The sequence below is a fragment of the Stenotrophomonas mexicanensis genome (assembly GCF_032911605.1).
Taxonomy (GTDB): Bacteria; Pseudomonadota; Gammaproteobacteria; order Xanthomonadales; family Xanthomonadaceae; genus Stenotrophomonas; species Stenotrophomonas maltophilia_A.
Map to the genome: position 1 here is coordinate 24,450 of NZ_JAWJTG010000027.1, position 22,348 is coordinate 46,797.

Consider the following 22,348-nt stretch of genomic DNA (forward strand, 5'->3'; position numbering starts at 1 on the left):
AACCTCGGTTGGCACTGCCGCATCTGGTAGATGCCAACCTTGGTTGGCACAGAGCAGTCGAGCACGGCTCGACTCTACACAGGGCATCAACCGAAGACGAACTTGCCCTTCATCATCGCGAAGTGGCCGGGGAACGAGCAGAAGAAGGTGTAATCCCCACCCTTCTGCAGGCCCTGGGTAGAGAAGCGCACGCGCGCGGTTTCACCACCGCCGATCACCTTGGTGTGCGCCAGCACGCGCTTGTCGGCCTTCGGCAGGTAGCTGTCGGCCAGGGTCATGCGCATGCCGGCCATCGCCACCGGCTGGTAATCCGCGCTGCGGGTCAGCACCCAGTTGTGGCCCATCGCGGTAGCGGCCAGCTTGCCGGTGTGGCGCAGGGTCAGATCCACGGCGGTGCAATCAGCGGCAACCTTGATCTCGCGGCTGCTGAAGCTCATCTGGTCGGTGCTGTCGATGCTCACCGCACACACCCGCGCCATCGCCGACGGCGCTAGCATCAGCGCGCCCAGTCCCACTGCCACCATCCAAGCCTTCATCGTTGCATCTCCAGCGGATTCAAGCGCCATTCTAGGCAGGCCCCTGCGGCCGCGTCTGCGACCGTCTGTCGCATGGCTGCTCCAGGGTTTCCCGCGTGTTCACTGCAATGGCATGCTCGACCAATGCCGATCGACCTGTTGCTGCTGGATGTGGATGGCGTGCTGGTGCACTACCAGCGCGCGCAGCGCGTGCTGCACCTTGCGCAGGCGCTGGACGTCGCGCCGGAAACCGTGCAGGCCGCGCTGTACGACAGCGGGCTGGAAGCGGCACATGACGATGGCACGCTCGATGGCCCGGCCTATCTGGCGCAGCTAGGAGAGCTTCTAGGCACGACGGTCGATGTGACTGCTTGGACCGCGGCGCGGCGGGCCGCCAGCCATCCGCAGGCTGCCGTGTTGCAGCGGCTGCAGGCCCTGAAGTTGCCGATGGCAGTGCTGACCAACAACGGCGCGCTGATGCAACAGGCCTTGCCCACCCTGCTACCGGAACTGTTCCCTGCCCTGCAGGACCGCGTGTTCTGCAGCGCCGATTTCGGCCTGCGCAAACCGGCGCCGGAAGTCTTCCTGCGCACGCTTGAGGTACTCGGCGTGGCACCTGCGCGCACGCTGTTCGTCGATGACCTGTTCGCCAACGTGCGCGGCGCACGCGCCGCCGGCCTGCACGCGGAAACCGTGCGCGATGGCCGGGGATTGGGCAAGGTGTTGAAGCGTTACGCGGTGAGCTGATCGGGGTCAGAGCCCTCTCCGCAGGAGAGGGATCCGACCTCAGCAGATTCAGCGCGCGGCGATGAACGCGGCAATCGCCGCGCGCAGGCGCTTGAGGCCTTCGGCCACTTCTTCGTCGGTGATGTTCAGCGACGGCACGAAGCGCAGCACGTCCGGGCCGGCCTGCAGGGTCAGCAGGCCCTGCTCGGCGGCGTGGTCGAGGATCGCACCGGCCTGGCCGGCGAAGTCCTTGCTCAGCACCGCGCCCAGCATCAGGCCACGGCCACGCACGTCGCTGAACACACCGAACTCGTCGTTGATGCGGGCGAAGCCATCGCGCAGCGCCTTCGACTGGCGGCTGACGTTGGCGGCGATCTCCGCCGAGGCCAACTTGCGCAGCGCCACGCGCGCGACTGCGGCCGCCAGCGGGTTGCCACCGAAGGTGGTGCCGTGCGCGCCGAACTGCATGGTCTCAGCCACCTTCGGGCCGGCCAGCATCGCGCCGATCGGGAAGCCGCCGCCGAGCGCCTTGGCCAGGGTGACCATGTCCGGCACCACATCGTCCTGCCAGTGCGCGAACAGAGTACCGGTGCGGCCCATGCCGGCCTGGATCTCGTCCAGCACCAGCAGTGCGTTGTGCTGGTCGCACAGTTCGCGCACGCGCTTGAGGAAACCGGACTTGGCCGGCATCACCCCGCCCTCGCCCTGGATCGGCTCCAGCATCACTGCGGCCACGTCGCCGGCGGCCATCGCGGTTTCCAGCTGCACCTCATCGTTGAAATCGATGTAGCGGAAGCCACCGGGCAGCGGCTCGTAGCCTTCCTGGTACTTCGGCTGAGCGGTGGCGGTCACCGCGCCCATGGTGCGGCCGTGGAAGCTGCCGCGGAAGGTGATGATGACGCGCTTGTCGGCCGGGCGGCCCTGGCTGGAGGCCCACTTGCGGACCATCTTGATCGCCACTTCGTTGGCTTCGGCGCCGGAGTTGCACAGGAACACGCGCTCGGCGAAGCGACTGGCCTTCACCAGCTCCTCGGCCAGGTGCAACGGCGGCGCGCTGTAGAACACGTTGCTGGTGTGCCAGAGCTTGCCGGCCTGCTCGACCAGCGCGGCGACCAGGTCCGGGTCGTTGTGGCCCAGGCCACACACGGCGATGCCGGCGGCCAGGTCGATGAACTCACGGCCCTGGCTGTCCCACACGCGGGCGCCCTGGCCGCGCTCCAGTACCACCTGGCGGGGCTTGTAGACCGGCAGGTAATAGTGCGAAAGGGAGATCAGCGGATCGGTAGCGGCGGTCATGGCAGTCGGCAGGGTTCAGGAATCCCCATTCTCGCGCCGGAACCCCTGCGGCACAATGCGCCCATGCGACCGTTTTCCGCCCCCCAGCTGAACCCCGCCACCGAGACCGGCTGGCGCCGTCGGTGGTTCGACATCATCTACCGCCATGACACCCGCCCCTCGCGCAATTTCGACCTGATCCTGGTGGTAGCGATCATCGCCAGCATCCTGGTAGTGATGATCGACAGCGTGCAGCACCTGCATGCCGAATGGTCCACCGGACTGTACATCCTGGAATGGGGCTTCACGATCATCTTCACCGCCGAGTACCTGCTGCGGCTGGCGGTGGTCAAGCGCCCGCTGCGTTACGCGGTGAGCATCTGGGGCATCATCGACCTGCTGTCGATCCTGCCCGCCTACCTGTCGATGTTCATCCCCGGCGCGCAGAGCCTGCTGGTGGTGCGCGCGCTGCGCATCCTGCGCGTGTTCCGCATCCTCAAGCTGACCCGCTACATCGAGGAAAGCGGCGTATTGATGACGTCACTGTGGCGCAGCCGGCGCAAGGTGCTGGTGTTCCTGTTCACGGTGATCACCATCACCATCATCGCCGGTGCGCTGATGTACGTGATCGAGGGCCCCGAACACGGCTTCACCAACATCCCGGCCAGCATGTACTGGGCGGTGGTGACCATGGCCACGGTCGGCTTCGGCGACATCGTGCCGCAGACCGTGCTCGGCCGCTTCGTCACCTCGGTGCTGATCCTGATCGGCTACAGCATCATCGCCGTGCCCACCGGCATCTATACCGCCGAACTGGCCAGCACCATGCGTGAAGCCGAGCAGGCCGCGCGCCGCGATGCGCGCGGCTGCCCGGACTGTGGGCTGGAAGGCCATGAACCAGATGCACTGCACTGCCGCAAGTGCGGCGGCAAGCTGCCGGATGCGTTCAACCATTGAGGCACATGCCGGCCAGCGGCCGGCACTACCTCTCGGCGGTTACGCATGGATGCGTGTGCCGTTGCTCACCGCATGCGGTTGCTGGTGGTCACCAGATCATTGTATGCGGCGAGGATCGTTGACTGCGCTCCTTCCGGGTCGGTGGTGAGCCAACTGCCCGACGCCTTCCGCTCTGCCGCCAGCGCTTCGGCGGTGATCGGCTTGTGCTGCTCCAGGCGCTCGACGCCACGTCCCGCAGTACGCACCAGCTTGTCCGCCGAACGCTGCACGTGGCCCCACATCGGGTCGTCCTTGCCGACACCGCCGTTCTGGATTTCCGTCACCAGTGCCTGATAGTCAGCCAGCTGCACGCGCAGCGCCGCAACATCCGGTGCGTCGTCCTGGAACGCCGTGGCCAGTAGCTTGCCATCGCCCAGCAGGCGAAGGTGGTAGTAGGCCAGCGAGCGCCCTTCGCTCTCCTCGATCTGCTTCAGCTGCGCGGCACGGCGATCGTTCTCGTTCTTTTCCAGCGCCACATCCATCGCTTCGCTGGCCTTGAAGAAATCAGCATAGGCCTGCATCAGCGGGGCATGCTGGCTGCGCATCCCTTCACCGCCATCACGACGATAATCCTCGCGGGTGAAGTATCCATCGGCGCGCTCGACCAGGGTGTTCAATGCCTGGAAGGCCTGCTGATAGTCACGCGCGGGGCCATCCATCGGCAAGGCCGGGGTCTTCGCCAGCGCGTCGGTCAGTGGCTGGCCGCAGTACTCGACGCGGTGCGACAGCACCTTCCCGGGCGAACGCGGTTGCGCTTCCTTGCCGGTCGGGCCGGCTTCAGGGTCCTTCATCCAGCTGGTGTAGGTCTGGAAACCCTCGTGAATGGGTTGTTCAACGCCGTTGTAGCACTCGATGTAGGCGTTCACCTTCTCCAGGCTGGGGTCGGCCAGCGACAACCCTGCCGATTTGTTGCAGCCGCTCAGGCCAGCCACAGCGCCGATCAGCAGCAGCGGCACGATACGCAGACAGGAAGTCATCATGGTCTCTCGCATGGGTGCTGGCGCGCCGGTCACTGGCGGTTGCTCTGGAAAACGAGCGTGTTGTACTCCTGCATCAGCTTGTTGGCAGAGCCACGCGGCGCCATCGACGGCGAATCAAGCATGCGTCGTTCGAAATCGGTGTAAGGCTTCTTCTCGCTGACGCGCTGCAGCCGCTCCTTGCCTTCGCGCCGGAAATTCTCGGCCCCACGTTCGAAGCCTTCCCAGTCCGACTTGCCCGGCTCCTGGTCGGCAACCTTGGCGTGCGCTTCATCGGAAATGCGGTTGAAGGCATCCAGGCGTTCGCGGGCCTTGGCCTGATCGAAATCATCCTCGCTCATCAGATCCATGATCGCCTTGGCTTCCAGCATCATCGCCAGACGGTAGTACTCGCGCGTGCGCCCCTCGGCCTGTTCCAGCGTGTTGAGCTGCTCGCGCTGGGCGGCGTCGTTCTGGCGCTCCAGCTCGGCATTGAACGTTTCGCTGGCGGCCACGAAATTCTTGAAGGCGGCCATCAAGGGCGCGTGCAGCTGCTTGCCCTTGGCGAACTGGTCGTCTTCGTAGTCCTGGCGATCGTAGTAGTCATGCGCGTCCTTGCTGACCGGCACCAGCGCCTTCAGCGCCTGCTGGTAGTGACCTGCAGCCGCATCGAGTTCGGCCAGCGCCGGCTTGGCAGCGATCGCCTCGGTCACCGGGGCGTCGCACTGCTTCATGTCGTAGTCGCTGATCTCGAACGGGCCGTACACGTGCGTCTCGCGTCCGGTCGGGCCAGCGTCGACATCCTTGATCCAGCGCGTGTAGGACTGGATGCTGCCGTGGGTTTTCGAATCCAGCGCGTTGAAGCAGCCGATGTAGGCGTTGAGCTTGGCGGTCAACTGCTGCTGTGTATCGGACGGGACCGTGCTGGCGTCCGGCGTGCCGGAGGCAACGGCGCCGCCCGCAGCTACGGGTGCCTTGCCACCGCAGGCGGCCAGGATCAACGACAGCGAAGCGGCCAGCGCCGCGACGGAAAGAGTGCGTGACATGTGCTCACATCCTTGTTGAAAACGATTACAGCGACGCATTCTAGCGCAGCAGGCCGAGGGTCGCAGCCCTCGGCTTCTTCCGGCGACGCGCGGTCAATCCAGGAACAGATCCGGCAGCAACGGCCGCGACGGATCCACCGCGTAGCCCGAAAGATCGGTGATACCGGCCTGCGCCAGCACTTCATCGTCGATCAGGAACTGGCCGTGGAAGCCTGCCGCTTCGCGCACCAGCACCGCATGCGCGGCATCGGCCATGATCTGCGGCGTGCGGCAGCCGGCCGCATCCACGCCCGGAATCATGTTGATCGCATCGGTGGCGATGACCGTGCGCGGCCACAGCGCATTCACCGCTACGCCCTGCGGACCGAATTCCGCGGCCAGGCCCAGGGTGACGAAGCTCATGCCCATCTTCGCCAGCGTGTAGCCGGTGTGCGGTGCCCACCACTTCGGCTCCAGGCTCGGCGGCGGCGCCAGAGTCAGGATATGCGGGTTCGGCGCCTGCAGCAGGTACGGCAGGCAGGCCTGCGCGCACAGGAAGCTGCCGCGCGAATTGACCTGCTGCATCAGGTCGAAACGCTTCATCGGCGTATCCAGCGTGCCGCGCAACCAGATCGCGCTGGCGTTGTTGATCAGGATGTCGATGCCACCGAAGGTATCGACCGTGGCCGCCACCGCCGCCTGCACCTGCTCTTCCTCGCGGATGTCGCACTTCAGGGCCAGGCCCTGGCCGCCAGCCGCCGTTACCGCTTCGGCCGCGGTATGGATGGTGCCCGGCAGCTTCGGGTTCGGCACCGACGACTTGGCTGCAATGGCCACATTGGCGCCGTCGCGCGCAGCGCGCAGTGCGATGGCCAGGCCGATGCCGCGCGAGGCACCAGTGATGAAAAGCGTTTTGCCCTGCAGACTGCCCACGTTCCACACTCCAGCGTATGCAATGAGCCGCTAGTATGCCGCGCCGACGCGGAGTTCACCCGCCCTTGACGATACTCGGGCCTCCAGACAACGCACGAGGTCCACGCCATGCGCCGTTCCCGCCTGTTGCTGCCTGCCCTGGGGCTTGCCCTGCTGACCGCCTGCCAGGGCCGTTCGCCGGAACCCGGAAAGGAGCCGCCCGCCGGTGACGCGCCCAGCGCGGAGAAGGCCGCCGCCGACGGCAAGATGCGCTGGAGCGAGGCGGTGGTCTGGGATGGCGATCTCAACGCCTGCCGCCAGGGCGAGAATGCTGCGACCCGCGATTGCCTGCGTGATGCGATGCGCGCCGGTGGCGCCAGTACCGATGCCGTTACCGCCGCCGAGCAGTTGTCCAGCGGCGGTGAGCTGGCCTATGTGACCGCCTGGCACGAGAACGAAGGACTGGGCATTGCCACGGTCGAGTATCCGTTCCGCGCCAACACCAATGAAGGCACGCGACTGGTCGATGCCGGTGGCAAGCGCATCGACGTGGATGCGGTGCAGCTGGACGACACCCTGCGTGCCGACCCCACTGTGCAGGAGCTGCTGAAGGCCAACCCGCAAGCCACGCCGTTCGCACCGGCACAATCGGCCGGCGCTTCGCCATTGGAGAACGGCGGCATCCGCCTGCTGTACCGCACGCCGCTGCGCGACTGCCACGCCTGCCCGGACGTGGGGCAGCTGCAGATCGCCTATGACTTCGATGCCAAGCGCAACTTCATTGGCCAGCAGGTGGTGCCGGCGACGCCGTAAAGCCACTGCCCCCTATAGAGCCGAGCCATGCTCGGCTCATTGAATGCAGCCGAGCATGGCTCGGCTCTACATTTCTATTTCTGGTACAGCACTGCCACGCCATCACCACGGGCAAGCCGCTTCACCTGGTCCAACGTATCCACCGCCATGACGGAGTACGTGACCTCCACACCTGAGTGCAGGCGTCCCTCGGCAGTGTCCTCATCACTCGCCACTGATATCAGCTTGCGAATTCCGGCGAATCGATAGAGGGAAGGCCTACCGTCTTCACCCACCAGGCGACCGCTCAGATCCTCATACCCGGAAGCAAGCGCTTCTGCATTCTCAAGAGCGTGTTCATCGTTGTCGGCACTGATCAGATACACGTTTTCATGCACCCGGAACGCCCCCTGTCCTGGACTCTCGTAGTAGAAAATGGCGTGTGCGCAATACCACATGCATCACCTCAATGATTCTTTTGCGGGTTGTCCCTGGTTTGGATGTCGCGAGCCTTCTGCTGCCAGCGGAATCCACATTTGTGCGGCACTTGGCAATGAGCCGTTTAGCCGTTAAGCAGCCCGCGGATCACAATCCACATCCACGCATGGCCTGGATCTACCAGTACAACCGCACCTGCTTCTCCAGCAGATGCGGCACGATCAACCGATGCACCGGGGCGACCGGCAGCATGTACGCGCGCCCGAACGCGTTGTGCGTATGCACCACCGTCGCCACTTCCAGCACATCGCCCTGCCACTGCAGCGCCAGCTGCACGCGCAGGTGGCGGTCGTCGTCTTCCAGCACGATGGCATCGTCGTCCAGCGACTGCAGGGTGAAGATGCCCAGCCGCTGGCCGGGTCGAGGATCCTCAACAACCTGCACCGCACGCAACGAGCCCAGGTGCTTCATGCCGAGCAGGCGCATGCCGCGATTGCGCAGCGCCATCAGCCCATCGAACCAGCCGGGAATGGTCGCCGCCATATCGCGATAGGCCTGCAAGCCCGAGCGCCCGTCGCGTCGGGTCGTGGCCCGGCAGGCGTGCACGAAGTCGGCGCCAGGCAACTGCGCGTGCAGCACGCTGCCCGCACCCGGCGGGGCGGTCACCACCTCCGCACGGCTCACGGCTTCGGCCCCTGCCCTTCGTTGTCTTCCCAATGCAGGATGCGGCGGGTGACGAAGCGATAGACCGGCTTGCCGGTAGCAAACCACAGTTCGCGCACCCACGAGGTGCGCTTGAGCAACCGCTTCTCCACCGGGGTGAGCGACTCGCGGCAATACATGCGCTTGTGCTTGAGCAGGTGGCGCAGGTCCTCGCGGGCCAGCAGCCGCATCCAGCGCGAGCGCGGGTTGCCGATCACCGCCAGCTGGAAGTCGATCAGCGCTGGACGACCGTCTTCGGTGACCAGCCAGTTGGCTTCCTTGGCCAGATCGTTGTGGGCCACGCCATTGCGGTGCAGCTGCTGCAGCAGCCGACGCGCCGAGCGGAACCAGGCCAGGTCACCGCGTGGTGGACGCTGGAACATGGCATCGCCGGCCATGAAGCTGCGGTCGAGGTGACGGCCATCCCACGCCAGCAGCTGCGGCACATCGGCCATGCCGTGGATGTGGCGCAGCGCGCGTGCTTCGCGGCGGGCCAGCCACCAGGCCGGCAGCCGCAGCCACAGCGGCGTGGTGCCCAGATCACGGCGCACGAAGGGGCCATCGGGCCCTTTCACAAGAAGAATCTGGCCGAAGCTGTCGGCCTTCAAAGCATGCGATGGAGCGTCTGGCGTATGCGGCATGGGCCCATTCTAGGCGAAGGCGCCGGTTGCAAACGGTCACGAAGCGGCTGGGAACCAGTCACCTTCACGCCCCTATAATCGGGCAATGGACTCTTCATGGATCGACGCCACCCTCGCGTGGATTGCCGCTCACCCCGTGCTGGCGGGTGCTGTTATCTTCCTCATCGCCTTCTGCGATGCGGTGATCATTCTTGGCGCCATCGTGCCGGCGCTGCCGCTGCTGTTCGCGGTGGGCGTGTTCATCGGCCTGGGCCAGATCTCCGGGCCGTACGCGGTGGCGGCTGCAGCCCTGGGCGCATTTGCCGGCGACGGTATCAGTTACTGGATCGGCCGCCGCTGGGGTGACCGCCTGCGCGGCGTGTGGCCGTTCAGCCGCTACCCGCAGCTGCTCGACCGCGGCGAGAACCTGTTCCGCCGCAATGCCTTCAAGAGCATCCTGATCGCACGCTACGTCGGCGCGATCCGACCGTTCGTGCCGGCCATCGCCGGCATGATGAAGATGCCCGCCAGCCGTTACGTGCAGGCCAGCGGCATCGCCAGCATCTCCTGGGCGGTGCTGTTCCTGGCGCCGGGCTGGATTCTTGGCGAAGCTTACGACGCAGTCGCGGCGGTGGCCGGGCGTCTGGTGGTGGTGGTCGGCCTGCTGGCGGTGATCCTCGGCCTGGTCTGGGCCATCGTGCTGTACGGCTATCGCTGGTCGGCCGCGCGCATGGACAACTGGCTGGCGCGGCTGCTGGACTGGTCCAACCGTCACCCGACGCTGGGCCGCTACACCGTTGGCGTGCTTGATCCCAAGCGCCGCGAATCGGTGCCGCTGGCGATGCTGGCGTTGATGCTGCTGGTACTGGGCTGGGGCTGGTTCGCGTTGCTGACCGTGGTGGTCGCACACGGCGAGCCGCTGGCGATCGACCTGCTGGTGCACCAGGCCATGCTGGCGCTGCGCAACCCGCTGGCCGACTACCCGATGGCCGCACTGGCATCGCTGGGCGCCTGGCAGGTACTGCTGCCGGCCACCGCGGCGGCGATGGGCTACCTGATCTGGCGCCGGCGCTGGATGGCCGCCGCGCACTGGCTGGCCGCGCTTGCCTTCGGCCTGGCCCTGACCATGCTGCTCGGCGCCACCGTGGATGTGGTGCGCCCGGTCGATGCCAGCAGCGGCTTTGGCTTCCCGTCGGTATCGGTGACCATGGCCACCATCACCTTCGGTTTCTTCGCGGTGCTGATCGCCCGCGAGATGCCGGGTCGCACCCGCGTCTGGCCGTACCTGGTGTCGGGCATCGTGGTCAGCCTGATCGGCTTCTCGCGCCTGTACCTGGGTGCGCATTGGCTGAGCGATGTGATCGGCGGCATGCTGTTCGGCACGTTCTGGCTGCTGGTGCTGGGCATCGCCTACCGCCGCCGCTTCAACCGCTCGTTCTGGGTGAAGCCGGTGGCCTGGCTGTTCTACGGCGTCTTCGCCGTGGCGGCGATGTGGTACGCGCCGCGCCACATTCCGGTGAAGCTGGAGCGGTTCGAGCCGACCCTGCCGGCACCGCAGGCGATGGATGCGCAAGCCTGGTGGCAGCACGACTGGGCCACGCTGCCGGCGCGCCGCAACGAATTCGACGACGACCAGCGCTGGCCGCTGGACGTGCAGGTGGCGGGCCCGCTGGCGCCGCTGCAGGCGCAGCTGGAAGCCCGCGGCTGGAAGCGGCAGGAGCAGGCCGGCTGGCAGCAGGCGCTGCTGATGCTGGACAAGAACACCGGTGCCGACGAGCTGCCGGTGTTGCCGGCAACGCTGGACACCCGCGTGGAAGCCTTGCTGATGGTGCGCCAGGGCGCGAAGCCGGATGAGCGCTATGTGCTGCGCTTGTGGCCGGCACCCGCGCAGCTGCAGCCGGGCAACACGCCGCTGTGGCTGGGCAGTGCACAGACCCTGCGTTACGAGCGCCACTTCGAATGGATCGGCATGTGGCACCCGCTGCGGGGGGTCGACCCGGCGTTGAACGCGGTGAAGGACGCCGTGCAGGACCTGCCGCAGCGGGAGGATGTGCACAGCGAAACCGGGCTGCCGGTGTTGCGGTTGAAGACCATGCCGTGATCGAGCCGGTGCTTCTCTGGTAGTCGCCAACCTTGGTTGGCGCTTCGGGTGAAGGCTGCCAACCAAGGTTGGCAACTACTGGTTCCGGCGCGCTCTGTCCGTCGCCAACCCTGGTTGGCGTTTCCCGGTTCCGCTGCGCCCTGGTAGTCGCCAACCCTGGTTGGCGTTTCCCGGTTCCGCTGCGCCCTGGTAGTCGCCAACCTTGGTTGGCGGTTATCGGTTACGGCATCCAGCCCAGCAACTGCTGCAATCGCTGGTGCGGGTCATCCATCTGCAGCAGCTGCAGGCGCTGCTGCTCGCTCAGCGGCAGCAGTTCGGCCAGCCGCCAGCCGACCCAGCTGGCCTGGTCCAGCAACGCCGGGTTGGCCGGCGCATAGGCCTCGCCGGCCTGTTCGATGATGTGCCCCAGCACCGTGGCCAGCAGCGCATGCTGCGGCCGTAGCTCATCGTCCGGGTCTTCATCGCACCAACGCACGTCGGCTACCACCAGGCCGTTGTCACGCACGCGGGTACGCTCCACATGGAAGCGGCGGGTACCGCGCAGGCGCAGCTGCAGCACGCCATCTGCGCCGACATCGAAGTCTTCGATGCGTACCTGCACGCCATAGGCCGCCGGTGTCGCTGGTGCGCCAACTTCCTCGCCATCGAGGATCAGGCAGACACCAAACCCCTCACCACTGCGGCCGCTGTCGCGGACCAGGTCCAGATAGCGCCGCTCGAATACACGCAGGCCCACCGCCGCACCCGGTACCAGCGTGGTGTGCAGCGGAAACAGCGGCAGCGGGTTGTCGACGCTCATCGGGCCTGCAGGGCGGCGAGGAAGCGGCGCGGAGCGCCGTCGAAGCCACCATTGGACATGAACACCACGTGGTCGCCGCTGCGCGCGCTGGACTGCAGCTGCGCCAGCAATGCATCGGTATCCGGCACCGCGTGGGCTTCGCCACGCACCGCGGCGATCACCGCAGCGGCATCCCAGGCCAGTTCCGGGCGATGCAGGAACACCACTTCATCGGCCAGCGCCAGCGACGGAGCCAGCGCCTGCGCGTGTGCGCCCAGTCGCATCGAATTGCTGCGCGGCTCCATCGCGACCACGATGCGCGCATCACCCACCTTGGCACGCAGGCCTTCCAATGTGGTGGCGATCGCGGTCGGGTGATGGGCGAAGTCGTCGTAAATGGTGATGCCGTCATGCTGGCCGATCACTTCCATGCGGCGCTTGACGCTGCGGAAGCGCGCCAGCGCCGGAATCACCTCGGCCGGCGCCACGCCCACTGCATGCGCGGCGGCCAGCGCGGCCAGGCCGTTGAGCACGTTGTGGCGGCCCAGCAGCGACCACTGCACATCGCCCAGCGCCTGCCCGCGATGGTGCACGCGGAACGCACTACCATCGGCGGCCAGCAGTTCGGCATGCCATTCCAGCGACGGATCGAATCCGAAACGCTCGACCGGGGTCCAGCAGCCCATCGCCAGCACTTCGGCCAGGTGCTGATCCTCGCCGTTGACGATCAGGCGGCCACGCGCCGGTACCGTCCGCACCAGGTGATGGAACTGGCGCTGGATCGCGGCCACGTCCGGGAAGATATCGGCGTGGTCGTATTCGAGGTTGTTGAGGATGGCCACCAGCGGCCGGTAGTGCACGAACTTGCTGCGCTTGTCGAAGAAGGCGGTGTCGTACTCGTCGGCCTCGACCACGAACTCGCGGCCCTGGCCCAAGCGGGCCGAGACGCCGAAATCCTCGGCTACGCCGCCGATCAGGAAACCGGGTGAACGACCGGCGCTTTCCAGCAGCCAGGTGAGGATGGTGGTGGTGGTGGTCTTGCCGTGGGTACCGGCCACGGCCAGGGTGTCGCGGCCCGGCAGCACCTGTTCGGACAGCCACTGGGCGCCGGAGATGTAGCGCTGGCCGGCGTCGAGCACGGCCTCCACGGCCGGGTTGCCGCGAGAGAGCGCGTTGCCGATCACCACCTCGTTGGTGCCGGCCGGCACGCTGTCGGCGCGGTAACCCTGGTCCAGGGTGATGCCCAGCTGTTCGAGCTGGGTCGACATCGGCGGATAGATGGCCTGGTCGCTGCCGCTGACCGTATGGCCCAGTTCCCGCGCCAGGGCGGCCACGCCGCCCATGAAGGTGCCGGCGATTGCAAGGATATGTACGCTGCTCATGACCGAGGATTGTGACCGATGACGGCTGTATAGGGCCAATGTCCGATCCGGGGTAAGACAAGTCCTACACAGGATGTGAGAAAACTCCAATCATCTGTCAGGGAAATCCCGATAGCGATGTTCTGTGAACCCGGACACAATTCGAACTGCCAGCCGCAGTACCCGAACCGGTCCTACTCCCCAAGAGGCCATCCCCAAGGGAGCTCATGCTGCGGGGCCCTGAGCAAGCCCTCTGCTGGCGCCTATCAAACGACACAGGCCTGGTCCTCGCGGACCAGGCCTGTGCTTTTTGCGCCCGAAGGACCGGCAGTGCACCGGCCCTGCAGGATCAACCCTTGATCGCCGCCAGGATGCGGGCTTCGATCTCGTCCAGCTCACCGACGCCGTCGACGCGGGCCAGGGTGCCACGGCCGGCGTAGAAGTCGACCACCGGGGCGGTCTGGTCGTTGTAGACCTGCAGGCGCTGGCGCACCGCTTCCGGCGTGTCATCGGCGCGACCCTGTTCCTTGGCACGACCGGCGATGCGCTCGACCAGCAGCTCGGTGGCCACGTCCAGCTGCACCACGGCATCCAGCGGCTGGCCAATCTTGGCCAGCAGGCCGTCCATCGCATTGGCCTGGGCCACATTGCGCGGGTAGCCATCGAGGATGAAGCCCTTGGCGACATCGGCCTGGGTCAGGCGCGACTCCAGCATGCCCAGCAGGATGTCGTCCGACACCAGGTTGCCGGCATCCATCACCGTCTTGGCCTGCTTGCCCAGCTCCGTGCCCGCGGCGATTTCCGCGCGCAGCATGTCACCGGTCGAAATGTGGGCGATCCCCAGCTTTTCCTTCAGGCGCGTCGCCTGTGTCCCCTTGCCCGAACCGGGCGGTCCCAACAGAACCAATCGCATTGACCTGACTCCAACGTGTTGAAAACAAAGAAGGTTCGCGTCCCGGACGGACCGGTATCGCTGCACCGCAATAGCGCCACTTTACCGCATCCGGGTAATGTCCCTGCAATGTCCCCTCCCCCGAGCAGGTAGAAGCATGCGCAACGGTACTCTCCTCTACGCCCAGTCAGGCGGTGTCACCGCGGTCATCAACGCCACAGCGGCGGCGGTGATCGAACAGGCCCGGGCCAAGGGCATCAAGGTCCTGGCCGCCCGCAACGGCATCCTCGGCGCGCTGCGCGAGGAACTGATCGACACCAGCAAGGAGAGTGCTGCGGCCATCCGCGCCCTCGCCCACACCCCGGGCGGCGCCTTCGGTTCGTGCCGGGTCAAGCTGAAATCGCTGGACGCCGACCGTGCCCGCTACGACCGCCTGCTGGAAGTGCTGCGCGCGCACGACGTGCGCTGGTTCCTCTACAACGGCGGCAACGACTCGGCCGACACCGCGCTGAAGGTCTCGCAGCTGGCCAAGGCCTCCGGCTACGACCTGACCTGCATCGGCGTGCCCAAGACCATCGACAACGATCTGGCGGTGACCGATACCTGTCCGGGCTTCGGCTCGGCGGCCAAATACACCGCCGTGTCGGTGCGCGAGGCGGCGCTGGACGTGGCGGCAATGGCCGAGACCTCCACCCGTGTCTTCATCTACGAGGCCATGGGCCGCCACGCCGGCTGGCTGGCTGCGGCCGCCGGCCTGGCCGGCAATGGCGATGACGAGGCCCCGCACATCATCCTGCTGCCCGAACGCGCCTATGACGAAGCGGCGTTCCTGGCCAAGGTCAAGGCGGTGGTCGAGCGCGTCGGCTACTGCGTGGTGGTGGCGTCGGAAGGCATCGCCACCGCCGATGGCCGCTTCGTCGCCGACGCCGGTGGCGGCAAGGACTCGTTCGGTCACTCGCAGCTGGGCGGCGTGGCCGCGCACCTGGCCGGCCGGGTCAAGGACCAGCTGGGCCTGAAGGTGCACTGGGCGCTGCCCGATTACCTGCAGCGCTCGGCCCGCCACCTGGCCAGCAAGACCGACTGGGAGCAGGCGCAGGCGGTCGGCAAGGCCGCCGTGCAGCTGGCACTGAAGGGCCAGAACGGCGTGATGCCGGTGATCGTGCGCAGCACCGATGCGCCCTATCGCTGGAAGATCGAAGCGGCGCCGCTGTCGAAGATCGCCAATCATGAAAAGAAGATGCCCGCCGGCTTCATCCGCCGCGACGGCTTCGGCATCACCGCCAAGGCACGCGCCTACCTGTCGCCGCTGATCAAGGGCGAAGCACCGCTGCCGTACGGCACCGACGGCCTGCCGAAGTACGTGACGCTGAAGAACGTGGCCGTGAAGCAGAAGCTGCCGGCCTTCGAGGGCTGAGCCGAAAAAGGGGACGGAGGGGATTAAGTCGCATCTGCCCCTCCGTCATCTCCTACAGCGTCAGCAGTGGGTCGGATACGACTTAATCCCCTCCGTCCCCTTTTTTGTGGAGGCACACCTTGGCACTGCGAGTTGTTCGACTGGGTACGCCGCGCGCTCCCGGCGAGGGCCTGCGTATCGGTACCGTGCGGCGGCCGCCGCGCGGCGTGCCGCGCAGTGAGTTCGCGGAACAGGACTGGTACGACGTCTGGTTCCCGACCCTGTCACCCAGCGCGGAACTGGTAAAGCGGGCGCACGAAGCGAAAACCGCGGCCGACTGGAATGCGTTCTTCCGCCACTACAAGGCCGAGATGAAGGCGCCGGACGCGGCCCACGCGCTGGACCTGCTGGCCGCGATGTCACAGCACAGCGACATCAGCGTGGGGTGCTACTGCGAGGATGAAGCGCATTGCCATCGCAGGGCCCTGCGAGAGCTGCTGGTGGCGCGCGGGGCGACGCTGGCGGAGTGATGATTGCAGGGTTGCCGGCCAGCGGCCGGCACTCCCCGTGGATGACCGCGCGGGTACATCGCCCACGCAATTTCAATTGCAGGCCTTGCCTTCCATCTGCAGCTGCGCGGCGAACATCGTCACCTGCGGAATCTGGCCGGCGGCGGCCTGCTTCTTGGCCTCTTCCAGATAGATGCGCGACTGGCCCTGCCCGTCCAGCTCGACCTTGTTGCTCGACGGCAGGCGCCACACGCGCACCACGGCCTGCTGTGCCGGGCAGGCGGCGCTGGGCACGCGGATCACATCATTGAGCTTCCAGCCCTTGTCGGCGCTTGGCTGCGCCTTGGCATAGTCGACGAAGCGCGCGCGCGGCTGACACTGCTCGCTGGTCCGCACCGGCGCGAAGCGATACGGCTCGGCCGCCTGACCGGTGAAGGCACCTTCCAGGCGCGCGCAGGCCTCGGGAATCTGCCGCAGGGTATGCACCGCGCCCACGGCCTGGGGTGCACCCACGGCACGCTGCAGCTCCGGGGCTTCCGCGGCGAGTGCCGGTACGGCCGGGACCAGGGCGGCAAGCATCAACAGGGACAGGCGCATGGGGAATCTCCTACGGGACTGAGCGCAGGCTTGCAGAGGCTGGCTTAACGGGGTGCAAAGGCCTGCGGCTTTCGAATCATGCCCATGGACTGGCGGCATGCGGCGGGGCTCGTAAAAACCAGTCGAGCACGGCTCGACTCTACAGTGCGCGGCACGCATACTGCGGGCACCAGGGAATGCTGAACACCGCCATACGTCGGACGACCACCAAGGTCGGTACGGGTTGGTTCCAGGCTGCAGCCCGTCGTCCCCCTCGTGGTGCCGTTCATCGCCACTGGATGCCTACATCCATTCTGCGGAGGGGTCTAATGCTGGAACGTCACGGGCTGTCACTGGCGCTGGGCTGCGCCATTCTCGCGATCCTGTTCGGAATCGTCTCGGCGCGCTGGATCCTGCGCCAACCCACCGGCAATGAACGCATGATCGCGATCGCCACCGCGATCCAGGAAGGTGCGCGTGCCTACCTCAACCGCCAGTACCTGACCATCGGCGTCGCCGGCGTGGTGCTGTTCGTGCTGGTCGGCATCTTCCTCAGCTGGTACACCGCGATCGGCTTCGCCATCGGTGCGGTGCTGTCCGGCGCGGCCGGCTACATCGGCATGAACGTGTCGGTACGCGCCAACGTACGCACTGCCGAAGCTGCACGCCACGGCATCAGCGCGGCGATGGATGTCGCCTTCCGCGGCGGCGCGATCACCGGCATGCTGGTGGTAGGGCTGGGCCTGCTAGGCGTGGCCGGCTATTACGCGCTGCTGCTGCGGATGGGCCTGCAGATGGACCAGGCGCTGCATGCACTGGTCGGGCTGGCGTTCGGCTCGTCGCTGATCTCGATCTTCGCGCGCCTGGGCGGCGGCATCTTCACCAAGGGCGCGGACGTCGGTGCCGACCTGGTCGGCAAGGTGGAAGCCGGGATTCCCGAGGATGACCCGCGCAACCCGGCGGTGATCGCCGACAACGTCGGTGACAACGTCGGCGACTGCGCCGGCATGGCCGCCGACCTGTTCGAGACCTACGCGGTGACCGTGATCGCCACCATGCTGCTGGGCAGCCTGATGCTGGCCGAGGCAGGCGCCAATGCGGTGCTGTATCCGCTAGTGCTGGGCGGCGTGTCGATCATCGCCTCGATCATCGGCGCGCTGTTCGTCAAGGTGAAGCCGGGCGGTTCGATCATGGGCGCGCTGTACAAGGGTGTGATCGTCTCCGGCGTGCTGGCCGCGATTGCGTTCTACCCGATCACCACCGGGTTGATGAGTGACAACGTGCATGGGCCGATGGCGCTGTATGGCTGCGCATTGATCGGGCTGGTGCTGACCGGCCTGATCGTGTGGATCACCGAGTACTACACCGGCACCCAGTACAAGCCGGTGCAGCACGTGGCACAGGCCTCGACCACTGGGCATGGCACCAACATCATCGCCGGCCTTGGCATTTCGATGAAGTCCACCGCGCTACCGGTGGTGGCGGTGTGTGCGGCAATCTGGGGCGCGTTCGCGCTGGCTGGCCTGTACGGCATCGCCATCGCCGCCACCGCGATGCTGTCGATGGCCGGCATGATCGTCGCCCTCGATGCTTATGGACCGATCACCGACAACGCCGGTGGCATCGCCGAGATGGCCGAGCTACCCTCGGAGATCCGCGACATCACCGATCCGCTGGATGCGGTGGGCAACACCACCAAGGCAGTGACCAAGGGTTATGCGATCGGCTCTGCGGCACTGGCGGCACTGGTGCTGTTCGCCGACTACACCCATAACCTGCAGGCAGCACATCCGGGGCAGGAATTCCGCTTCGACCTCAGCGACCACACGGTGATCATCGGACTGCTGATCGGCGGCCTGATTCCCTACCTGTTCGGTGCGATGGCGATGGAAGCGGTCGGCCGCGCCGCCGGTGCGGTGGTGGAGGAAGTGCGCCGCCAGTTCCGTGAGATCCCCGGCATCATGCAGGGCACCGGCAAGCCGCAGTACGACAAGGCGGTGGACATGCTGACCCGCTCGGCGATCCGCGAAATGATCGTGCCCTCACTGCTGCCGGTGGCGGTGCCGGTGGTGGTCGCCCTGCTGCTGGGGCCACGCGCACTGGGCGGCCTGCTGATCGGCACGATCGTGACCGGCCTGTTCGTGGCCATCTCGATGACCACCGGCGGCGGTGCCTGGGACAACGCCAAGAAGTACATCGAGGACGGCCACTTCGGCGGCAAGGGCAGCGAAGCGCACAAGGCGGCGGTAACCGGCGATACCGTCGGCGATCCCTACAAGGACACCGCCGGTCCGGCGATCAATCCGCTGATCAAGATCATCAACATCGTGGCGCTGCTGCTGGTGCCGCTGCTGTAGATCCACACCATGCGCAAACCCGTAGAGTCGAGCTTGCTCGACTGCTTCTGGCCCACACCGCAAGAGCAGTCGAGCAAGCTCGACGCTACGAGGTCACCGCCCGCGCAGGAAGAACGACACCGGCACCATCACTTGCACCGGGTCGCCGGCCACTTCGGCCGGCGGCACCGGCACCGGGCTGGCGCGCCGCACGGTGTCCAGTGTCTCCTGGTCGAGCAGTTCGAAGCCACTGCTGCGGCCCAGCTTCAGGCTGGAAACCGTGCCATCGCGGGCCACCGCAAAGCGCACGTAGACCACACCCTGCTGGCGCAGCCGCTCGGCCTGGCGCGGATAGCGGCGGTGTTTCTGCAGGTGCCCGAGCAGGCGTCCTTCCCAGGTCGCCTCGGCACGACTGCGTTCGCCGGCCGTGGTCTGCGGTGCGGTGTAGCGTGTGGCCGCGTCAGCCGCCACCTGCGGCGGTGCGCTGGTCTGCGCGACATTGGCGTCAGCGGTGTCCGGCGACGGCGTCGGCTCCGGTGTACGCGGCGGCGGCAGCTCACCCTGCGGCTGCACCGGCGCCTTGGGTTGCTCGCGCAGGGCCGGCTTCGGCGCCTGCCGCTGCTGTTGCTGCTGCAGCGGCCCGGTGGCGACCTCGCGCGGCGGCACCGGCGGCGCCTGCGCCATCGGCGCCAGTTCCAGCATCAGTGCCGCGGGCGGCGCCGTTGCAGCCAGTGCTGGCGCACGGGCCGCCCACCAGCAGGCCGCGCCGATCAACAGCGCATGCACCAGCAGCACGATCGCCAGGCTGGTCACCCAGCGCCGCAGTCCACTCATCGTGCGCCCTGCTCCAGGCCGACCAGCGCCACCTTCAGGTAGCCGGCCGCGCGCAGCGCATCCAGCGTGGCCATCAGTTCGCCATAGGGCACACGGGTATCGGCACGCAGGAAGATGCGCTGCGTGGTGTCACTGTGAGTGGCCGCCTGCAATGCAGCCGCCAGGCTGTCGCGTGCCACGGTCTGTTCACCAACGCGCAGCGACAGATCGGCCTGCACGGTCACGTACACCGGTGCCTGTTCCGGCGGCGTGGCACTGGCATTGCTGGCCGGCAGCTGCACCGGCACCGACACGGTGGCCAGCGGTGCGGCCACCATGAAGATGATCAGCAGCACCAGCATCACGTCGATGAAGGGCGTGACATTGATCTCGTGTGCTTCTTCCGGCACATCGTCGCGGTCGGACGCGGTCCTGATCGCCATCGACGCGCCTCAGTGCACCGCACGCAGCGGCGCCGCTGCGGTACGCGGAACGGCACGATCGAGATCGCGCGAGACCAGTTGCTGCACAGCCGCGGACAGATCGCCGAGCAGACCCCGCAGGCCGGCCAGCACACGGCTGAAGTGGTTGTAGACCAGCACGGCGGGAATCGCTGCGACCAGACCCAGCGCGGTCGCCAGCAGAGCCTCGGCGATGCCGGGCGCAACCACCGCCAGGTTGGTGGTGTTGCTCTGGGCGATGCCGATGAAACTGTTCATGATGCCCCACACCGTGCCGAACAGGCCGACGAACGGCGCCACCGCGCCGATGCTGGCGAGCACGCCGATGCCACGTCGCTGCACGCGCGCGGTTTCCAGTTCAATGCGGTCCAGGCGCGAGGCCACGCGCTCCTTGATGCCGTCGCGACCATCCAGTTCCTGCGACAGGCGCAGTTCGGTGCGCGCTGCGTCCAACATGGCGAGTGCGATGCCCTGCTGCACACTGGCGTCGGCGCTCTCGCCGGGCAGGCTCGGCACCTGCAGCAGCAGCGCACGCGCTGCGCGCAGCTGCCGTGCCTGGCGGGCCAGTTCCCAGCCTTTGGCCAGCAGCACGGTCCAGGTGGCCAGCGACGCCAGCGCGAGCGCGATCATCACGGTCTTCACCACCACATCGGCGGCCAGATACATGCCCCAGGGCGTCAGTGCAGGGGCAGCCACGGGGGCCAGGTCAGCAGGCAGCATCGTCTCGTTTTCCATCAGCATCAGGGGTCGCTGCACGGCGGCGTGTCGTGCGCGGATCATTGGCGTCGTCCACTTCCACGACCGGGTTGGGTTCCAGCCGCGGTGCGGGCCGACTGAGCACGTAGCCGGCGCTGATCGCGAAGAACAGGCCCACGCCCAGCAGCAGCCGCCAGGACGGATGTGCGCCCCAGCAGAACAGCGCGAAGCCCACCGCCATGCCCGCACTGGCAAACGCCTTGCCCTTGCGCGACACCGCGCCCTGCTCGCGCCACAGCCGCAGTGACGGGCCGTAGCGCGGGTGCGCCAGCAGGCGTTGCTCGAACTTCGGCGAACTGCGCGCGAAGCAGCCCACGGCCAGGATCAGGAAGATGGTGGTCGGCATCACCGGCAGCAGCGCGCCGATCACCCCGAGGCCGACCATCACCCAGCCCAGCGCGAACCAGAGCCAGCGCATCAGCGTTGCGCCGATAGGCGGGAGGCGTGCATCAGGCGAATTCCGCTTCAACGTGACCGTGCACGCTGCGGAACGCAGCATCGGCCGCATCGATCACCTGCTGCTCCTGCTCGGCGCTCAGCGGCACCGCATCCAGCGCAGCAGTGAATTCACGCCAGTGGCGCGCCGCGCCATCCGGGTGTGCGGCCAGGTGGCGGGCGCCGAAGTCGCGGTCCAGGCCGAGCTTGGCAGCCATCTTGTACAGAATGGTGCCGCCCAGGTTGGAGCCTTCGGCCACATACAGCCACCCCAATGCGGCGGGTAGCTCCAGATCGGACGGCAACGCCGCGATGTCGGCCCCCGGCAGGGTCTGCTCCAGATCCTGCAGGTCGCGCGCCACCTGGGTCAGGCGGCGGCGTTCGCCCAGGTCGGGCAGCAGTGCGTCCAGCGCAGGGTTGGCATACAGCGCATCGATGCTGCGGTGGAAGCGGTACTGCACGCGCAGGAAGCGGGCGAAGTTGCCGCGGTCGGCGAAGATGTCGCCGGCCATGATGCGCTTGTCCAGCGCGCCATGGCTGTCGCGGGTGGCGGCCTTGAGCCGCAGGCTGCGGCTGTCTTCAGGGGCGATGTGTGCGTTCATGGGGGATGCCAAGGGGGTCGTCCTGCTGTAGACGTTCGCCATGGGGCTTTCCCCAAGGCCATGTACACCGATAATGGCGTATCCCTTCTTCCCGCAGGAACCGACGATGATCACCACCGAACCGCGCATGACCAACCTGTTCCTGCAGCTGGGCCTGGACGCCAGCGCCGAAGGCATCGCCCGCTTCATCCGCGAACACCAGCTGGCCACCGATGTGGAAGTGGTCGAAGCACCGTACTGGAACGATGCCCAGCGCCAGTTCCTGTCCGAGTCGCTGCAGGCCGATGCGGCATGGACCACGGTGGTGGATGAGCTGAACGAGTCGCTGCACGAAGATGCCGTTAAGGCGGCGACCGGGCTGTAACTGGCTGGAGGAAG

General features: G+C 66.9%; 25 protein-coding genes. 8 read left to right on the forward strand and 17 right to left on the reverse strand.

The annotated features are described in order from the left end of the window. Window positions 1-86: 86 nt before the first annotated feature. A complete protein-coding gene (azu, locus tag R1L06_RS12875; RefSeq protein WP_049460658.1) occupies window positions 87-536 on the reverse strand; it encodes an azurin in 450 nt (149 codons plus the stop codon). Window positions 537-659: 123 nt separating this feature from the next. Between azu and R1L06_RS12880 the strand changes: the two genes are divergently transcribed. Next, the gene (locus tag R1L06_RS12880; RefSeq protein WP_317217884.1) at window positions 660-1,262 is read left to right on the forward strand and encodes an HAD-IA family hydrolase; all 603 of its coding nucleotides are present in this window, start codon (window positions 660-662) and stop codon (window positions 1,260-1,262) included. Window positions 1,263-1,310: 48 nt separating this feature from the next. Here the strand turns inward: R1L06_RS12880 and R1L06_RS12885 are convergent, their stop codons facing one another. Then, complete coding sequence (locus R1L06_RS12885) at window positions 1,311-2,537, reverse strand: acetylornithine transaminase (protein ID WP_006467246.1); 1,227 nt, start codon at window positions 2,535-2,537, stop codon at window positions 1,311-1,313. A 63-nt stretch (window positions 2,538-2,600) separates the two neighbouring features. On the opposite strand from R1L06_RS12885, the gene R1L06_RS12890 reads away from it, so the two are divergent. Further along, window positions 2,601-3,473: an ion transporter gene (locus tag R1L06_RS12890; RefSeq protein ID WP_032128376.1), complete on the forward strand. Its 873-nt coding sequence runs from the start codon at window positions 2,601-2,603 to the stop codon at window positions 3,471-3,473. 65 nt (window positions 3,474-3,538) lie between these two features. Here the strand turns inward: R1L06_RS12890 and R1L06_RS12895 are convergent, their stop codons facing one another. The 3 genes from R1L06_RS12895 to R1L06_RS12905 form a co-directional block, all read right to left on the reverse strand. Continuing rightward, the gene (locus tag R1L06_RS12895) at window positions 3,539-4,489 is read right to left on the reverse strand and encodes a YiiG family protein (protein ID WP_049460660.1); all 951 of its coding nucleotides are present in this window, start codon (window positions 4,487-4,489) and stop codon (window positions 3,539-3,541) included. A gap of 32 nt (window positions 4,490-4,521) precedes the next feature. Continuing rightward, window positions 4,522-5,514: a YiiG family protein gene (locus tag R1L06_RS12900; protein ID WP_317217885.1), complete on the reverse strand. Its 993-nt coding sequence runs from the start codon at window positions 5,512-5,514 to the stop codon at window positions 4,522-4,524. A 93-nt stretch (window positions 5,515-5,607) separates the two neighbouring features. Next, on the reverse strand, window positions 5,608-6,426 hold the full coding sequence (locus R1L06_RS12905; protein WP_071228178.1) for an SDR family oxidoreductase: 819 nt from the start codon (window positions 6,424-6,426) through the stop codon (window positions 5,608-5,610). A gap of 108 nt (window positions 6,427-6,534) precedes the next feature. On the opposite strand from R1L06_RS12905, the gene R1L06_RS12910 reads away from it, so the two are divergent. Next, the gene (locus tag R1L06_RS12910; protein ID WP_279912595.1) at window positions 6,535-7,218 is read left to right on the forward strand and encodes a hypothetical protein; all 684 of its coding nucleotides are present in this window, start codon (window positions 6,535-6,537) and stop codon (window positions 7,216-7,218) included. A gap of 74 nt (window positions 7,219-7,292) precedes the next feature. On the opposite strand, the gene R1L06_RS12915 is transcribed toward R1L06_RS12910, so the two are convergent. From R1L06_RS12915 to R1L06_RS12925, 3 genes are all read right to left on the reverse strand, one after another. Beyond that, a complete protein-coding gene (locus R1L06_RS12915) occupies window positions 7,293-7,655 on the reverse strand; it encodes a DUF4288 domain-containing protein (RefSeq protein ID WP_317217886.1) in 363 nt (120 codons plus the stop codon). Window positions 7,656-7,812: 157 nt separating this feature from the next. Next, on the reverse strand, window positions 7,813-8,319 hold the full coding sequence (locus tag R1L06_RS12920) for a DUF2867 domain-containing protein (RefSeq protein ID WP_317217887.1): 507 nt from the start codon (window positions 8,317-8,319) through the stop codon (window positions 7,813-7,815). Further along, the gene (locus tag R1L06_RS12925; protein WP_317217888.1) at window positions 8,316-8,978 is read right to left on the reverse strand and encodes a serine/threonine-protein kinase; all 663 of its coding nucleotides are present in this window, start codon (window positions 8,976-8,978) and stop codon (window positions 8,316-8,318) included. Before R1L06_RS12925 ends, R1L06_RS12920 begins: the two co-directional genes overlap by 4 nt. Window positions 8,979-9,063: 85 nt before the next feature. On the opposite strand from R1L06_RS12925, the gene R1L06_RS12930 reads away from it, so the two are divergent. Then, window positions 9,064-11,058 carry a bifunctional DedA family/phosphatase PAP2 family protein gene (locus tag R1L06_RS12930; protein ID WP_049421707.1) on the forward strand — a complete coding sequence of 665 codons (1,995 nt, stop codon included), beginning with the start codon at window positions 9,064-9,066 and terminating at the stop codon, window positions 11,056-11,058. Between the two features lie 220 nt (window positions 11,059-11,278). Here R1L06_RS12930 and R1L06_RS12935 read toward each other — a convergent pair whose 3' ends face one another. The 3 genes from R1L06_RS12935 to R1L06_RS12945 all read right to left on the reverse strand — a co-directional run bounded on the left by R1L06_RS12935 (window position 11,279) and on the right by R1L06_RS12945 (window position 14,110). Beyond that, entirely contained in the window at window positions 11,279-11,857 is a 579-nt protein-coding gene (locus tag R1L06_RS12935; RefSeq protein WP_317217889.1) for an LON peptidase substrate-binding domain-containing protein, read from the reverse strand. After that, a complete protein-coding gene (gene mpl / locus R1L06_RS12940) occupies window positions 11,854-13,218 on the reverse strand; it encodes a UDP-N-acetylmuramate:L-alanyl-gamma-D-glutamyl-meso-diaminopimelate ligase (RefSeq protein WP_317217890.1) in 1,365 nt (454 codons plus the stop codon). The genes R1L06_RS12935 and mpl overlap by 4 nt, the downstream gene beginning before the upstream one ends. Before the next feature lie 328 nt (window positions 13,219-13,546). Then, window positions 13,547-14,110 (reverse strand): adenylate kinase, encoded by a 564-nt coding sequence (locus R1L06_RS12945; protein ID WP_032128385.1) that lies wholly within the window; start codon window positions 14,108-14,110, stop codon window positions 13,547-13,549. A 136-nt stretch (window positions 14,111-14,246) separates the two neighbouring features. On the opposite strand from R1L06_RS12945, the gene R1L06_RS12950 reads away from it, so the two are divergent. Together R1L06_RS12950 and R1L06_RS12955 are read left to right on the forward strand one after the other, a co-directional pair. Beyond that, a complete protein-coding gene (locus tag R1L06_RS12950) occupies window positions 14,247-15,503 on the forward strand; it encodes a 6-phosphofructokinase (protein ID WP_125894981.1) in 1,257 nt (418 codons plus the stop codon). Between the two features lie 119 nt (window positions 15,504-15,622). Then, entirely contained in the window at window positions 15,623-16,012 is a 390-nt protein-coding gene (locus R1L06_RS12955; RefSeq protein ID WP_317217891.1) for a DUF488 domain-containing protein, read from the forward strand. A gap of 72 nt (window positions 16,013-16,084) precedes the next feature. Here the strand turns inward: R1L06_RS12955 and R1L06_RS12960 are convergent, their stop codons facing one another. Next, the gene (locus R1L06_RS12960; protein WP_317217892.1) at window positions 16,085-16,588 is read right to left on the reverse strand and encodes a hypothetical protein; all 504 of its coding nucleotides are present in this window, start codon (window positions 16,586-16,588) and stop codon (window positions 16,085-16,087) included. Window positions 16,589-16,896: 308 nt separating this feature from the next. On the opposite strand from R1L06_RS12960, the gene R1L06_RS12965 reads away from it, so the two are divergent. After that, window positions 16,897-18,924 carry a sodium-translocating pyrophosphatase gene (locus tag R1L06_RS12965; protein ID WP_317217893.1) on the forward strand — a complete coding sequence of 676 codons (2,028 nt, stop codon included), beginning with the start codon at window positions 16,897-16,899 and terminating at the stop codon, window positions 18,922-18,924. Between the two features lie 93 nt (window positions 18,925-19,017). Here R1L06_RS12965 and R1L06_RS12970 read toward each other — a convergent pair whose 3' ends face one another. Genes R1L06_RS12970 through R1L06_RS12990 form a run of 5 tightly spaced genes read right to left on the reverse strand, consistent with a single transcriptional unit; the run spans window position 19,018 to window position 21,970 of the window. Then, window positions 19,018-19,737, reverse strand: a complete 720-nt coding sequence (locus R1L06_RS12970) for an energy transducer TonB (protein ID WP_317217894.1) — start codon at window positions 19,735-19,737, stop codon at window positions 19,018-19,020. Then, a complete protein-coding gene (exbD, locus tag R1L06_RS12975; RefSeq protein ID WP_317217895.1) occupies window positions 19,734-20,159 on the reverse strand; it encodes a TonB system transport protein ExbD in 426 nt (141 codons plus the stop codon). Before exbD ends, R1L06_RS12970 begins: the two co-directional genes overlap by 4 nt. Window positions 20,160-20,168: 9 nt before the next feature. Further along, complete coding sequence (gene exbB, locus R1L06_RS12980; RefSeq protein ID WP_317217896.1) at window positions 20,169-20,897, reverse strand: tonB-system energizer ExbB; 729 nt, start codon at window positions 20,895-20,897, stop codon at window positions 20,169-20,171. After that, window positions 20,884-21,351, reverse strand: coding sequence for a YbaN family protein (locus R1L06_RS12985; protein ID WP_317217897.1), 468 nt, complete (start codon window positions 21,349-21,351; stop codon window positions 20,884-20,886). Before R1L06_RS12985 ends, exbB begins: the two co-directional genes overlap by 14 nt. Before the next feature lie 31 nt (window positions 21,352-21,382). Next, window positions 21,383-21,970 (reverse strand): biliverdin-producing heme oxygenase, encoded by a 588-nt coding sequence (locus tag R1L06_RS12990; protein ID WP_317217898.1) that lies wholly within the window; start codon window positions 21,968-21,970, stop codon window positions 21,383-21,385. A 106-nt stretch (window positions 21,971-22,076) separates the two neighbouring features. Here R1L06_RS12990 and R1L06_RS12995 point away from each other — a divergent pair, with 106 nt between their 5' ends. Further along, on the forward strand, window positions 22,077-22,334 hold the full coding sequence (locus tag R1L06_RS12995) for a DUF2789 domain-containing protein (protein ID WP_006390068.1): 258 nt from the start codon (window positions 22,077-22,079) through the stop codon (window positions 22,332-22,334). Window positions 22,335-22,348 lie beyond the last annotated feature (14 nt).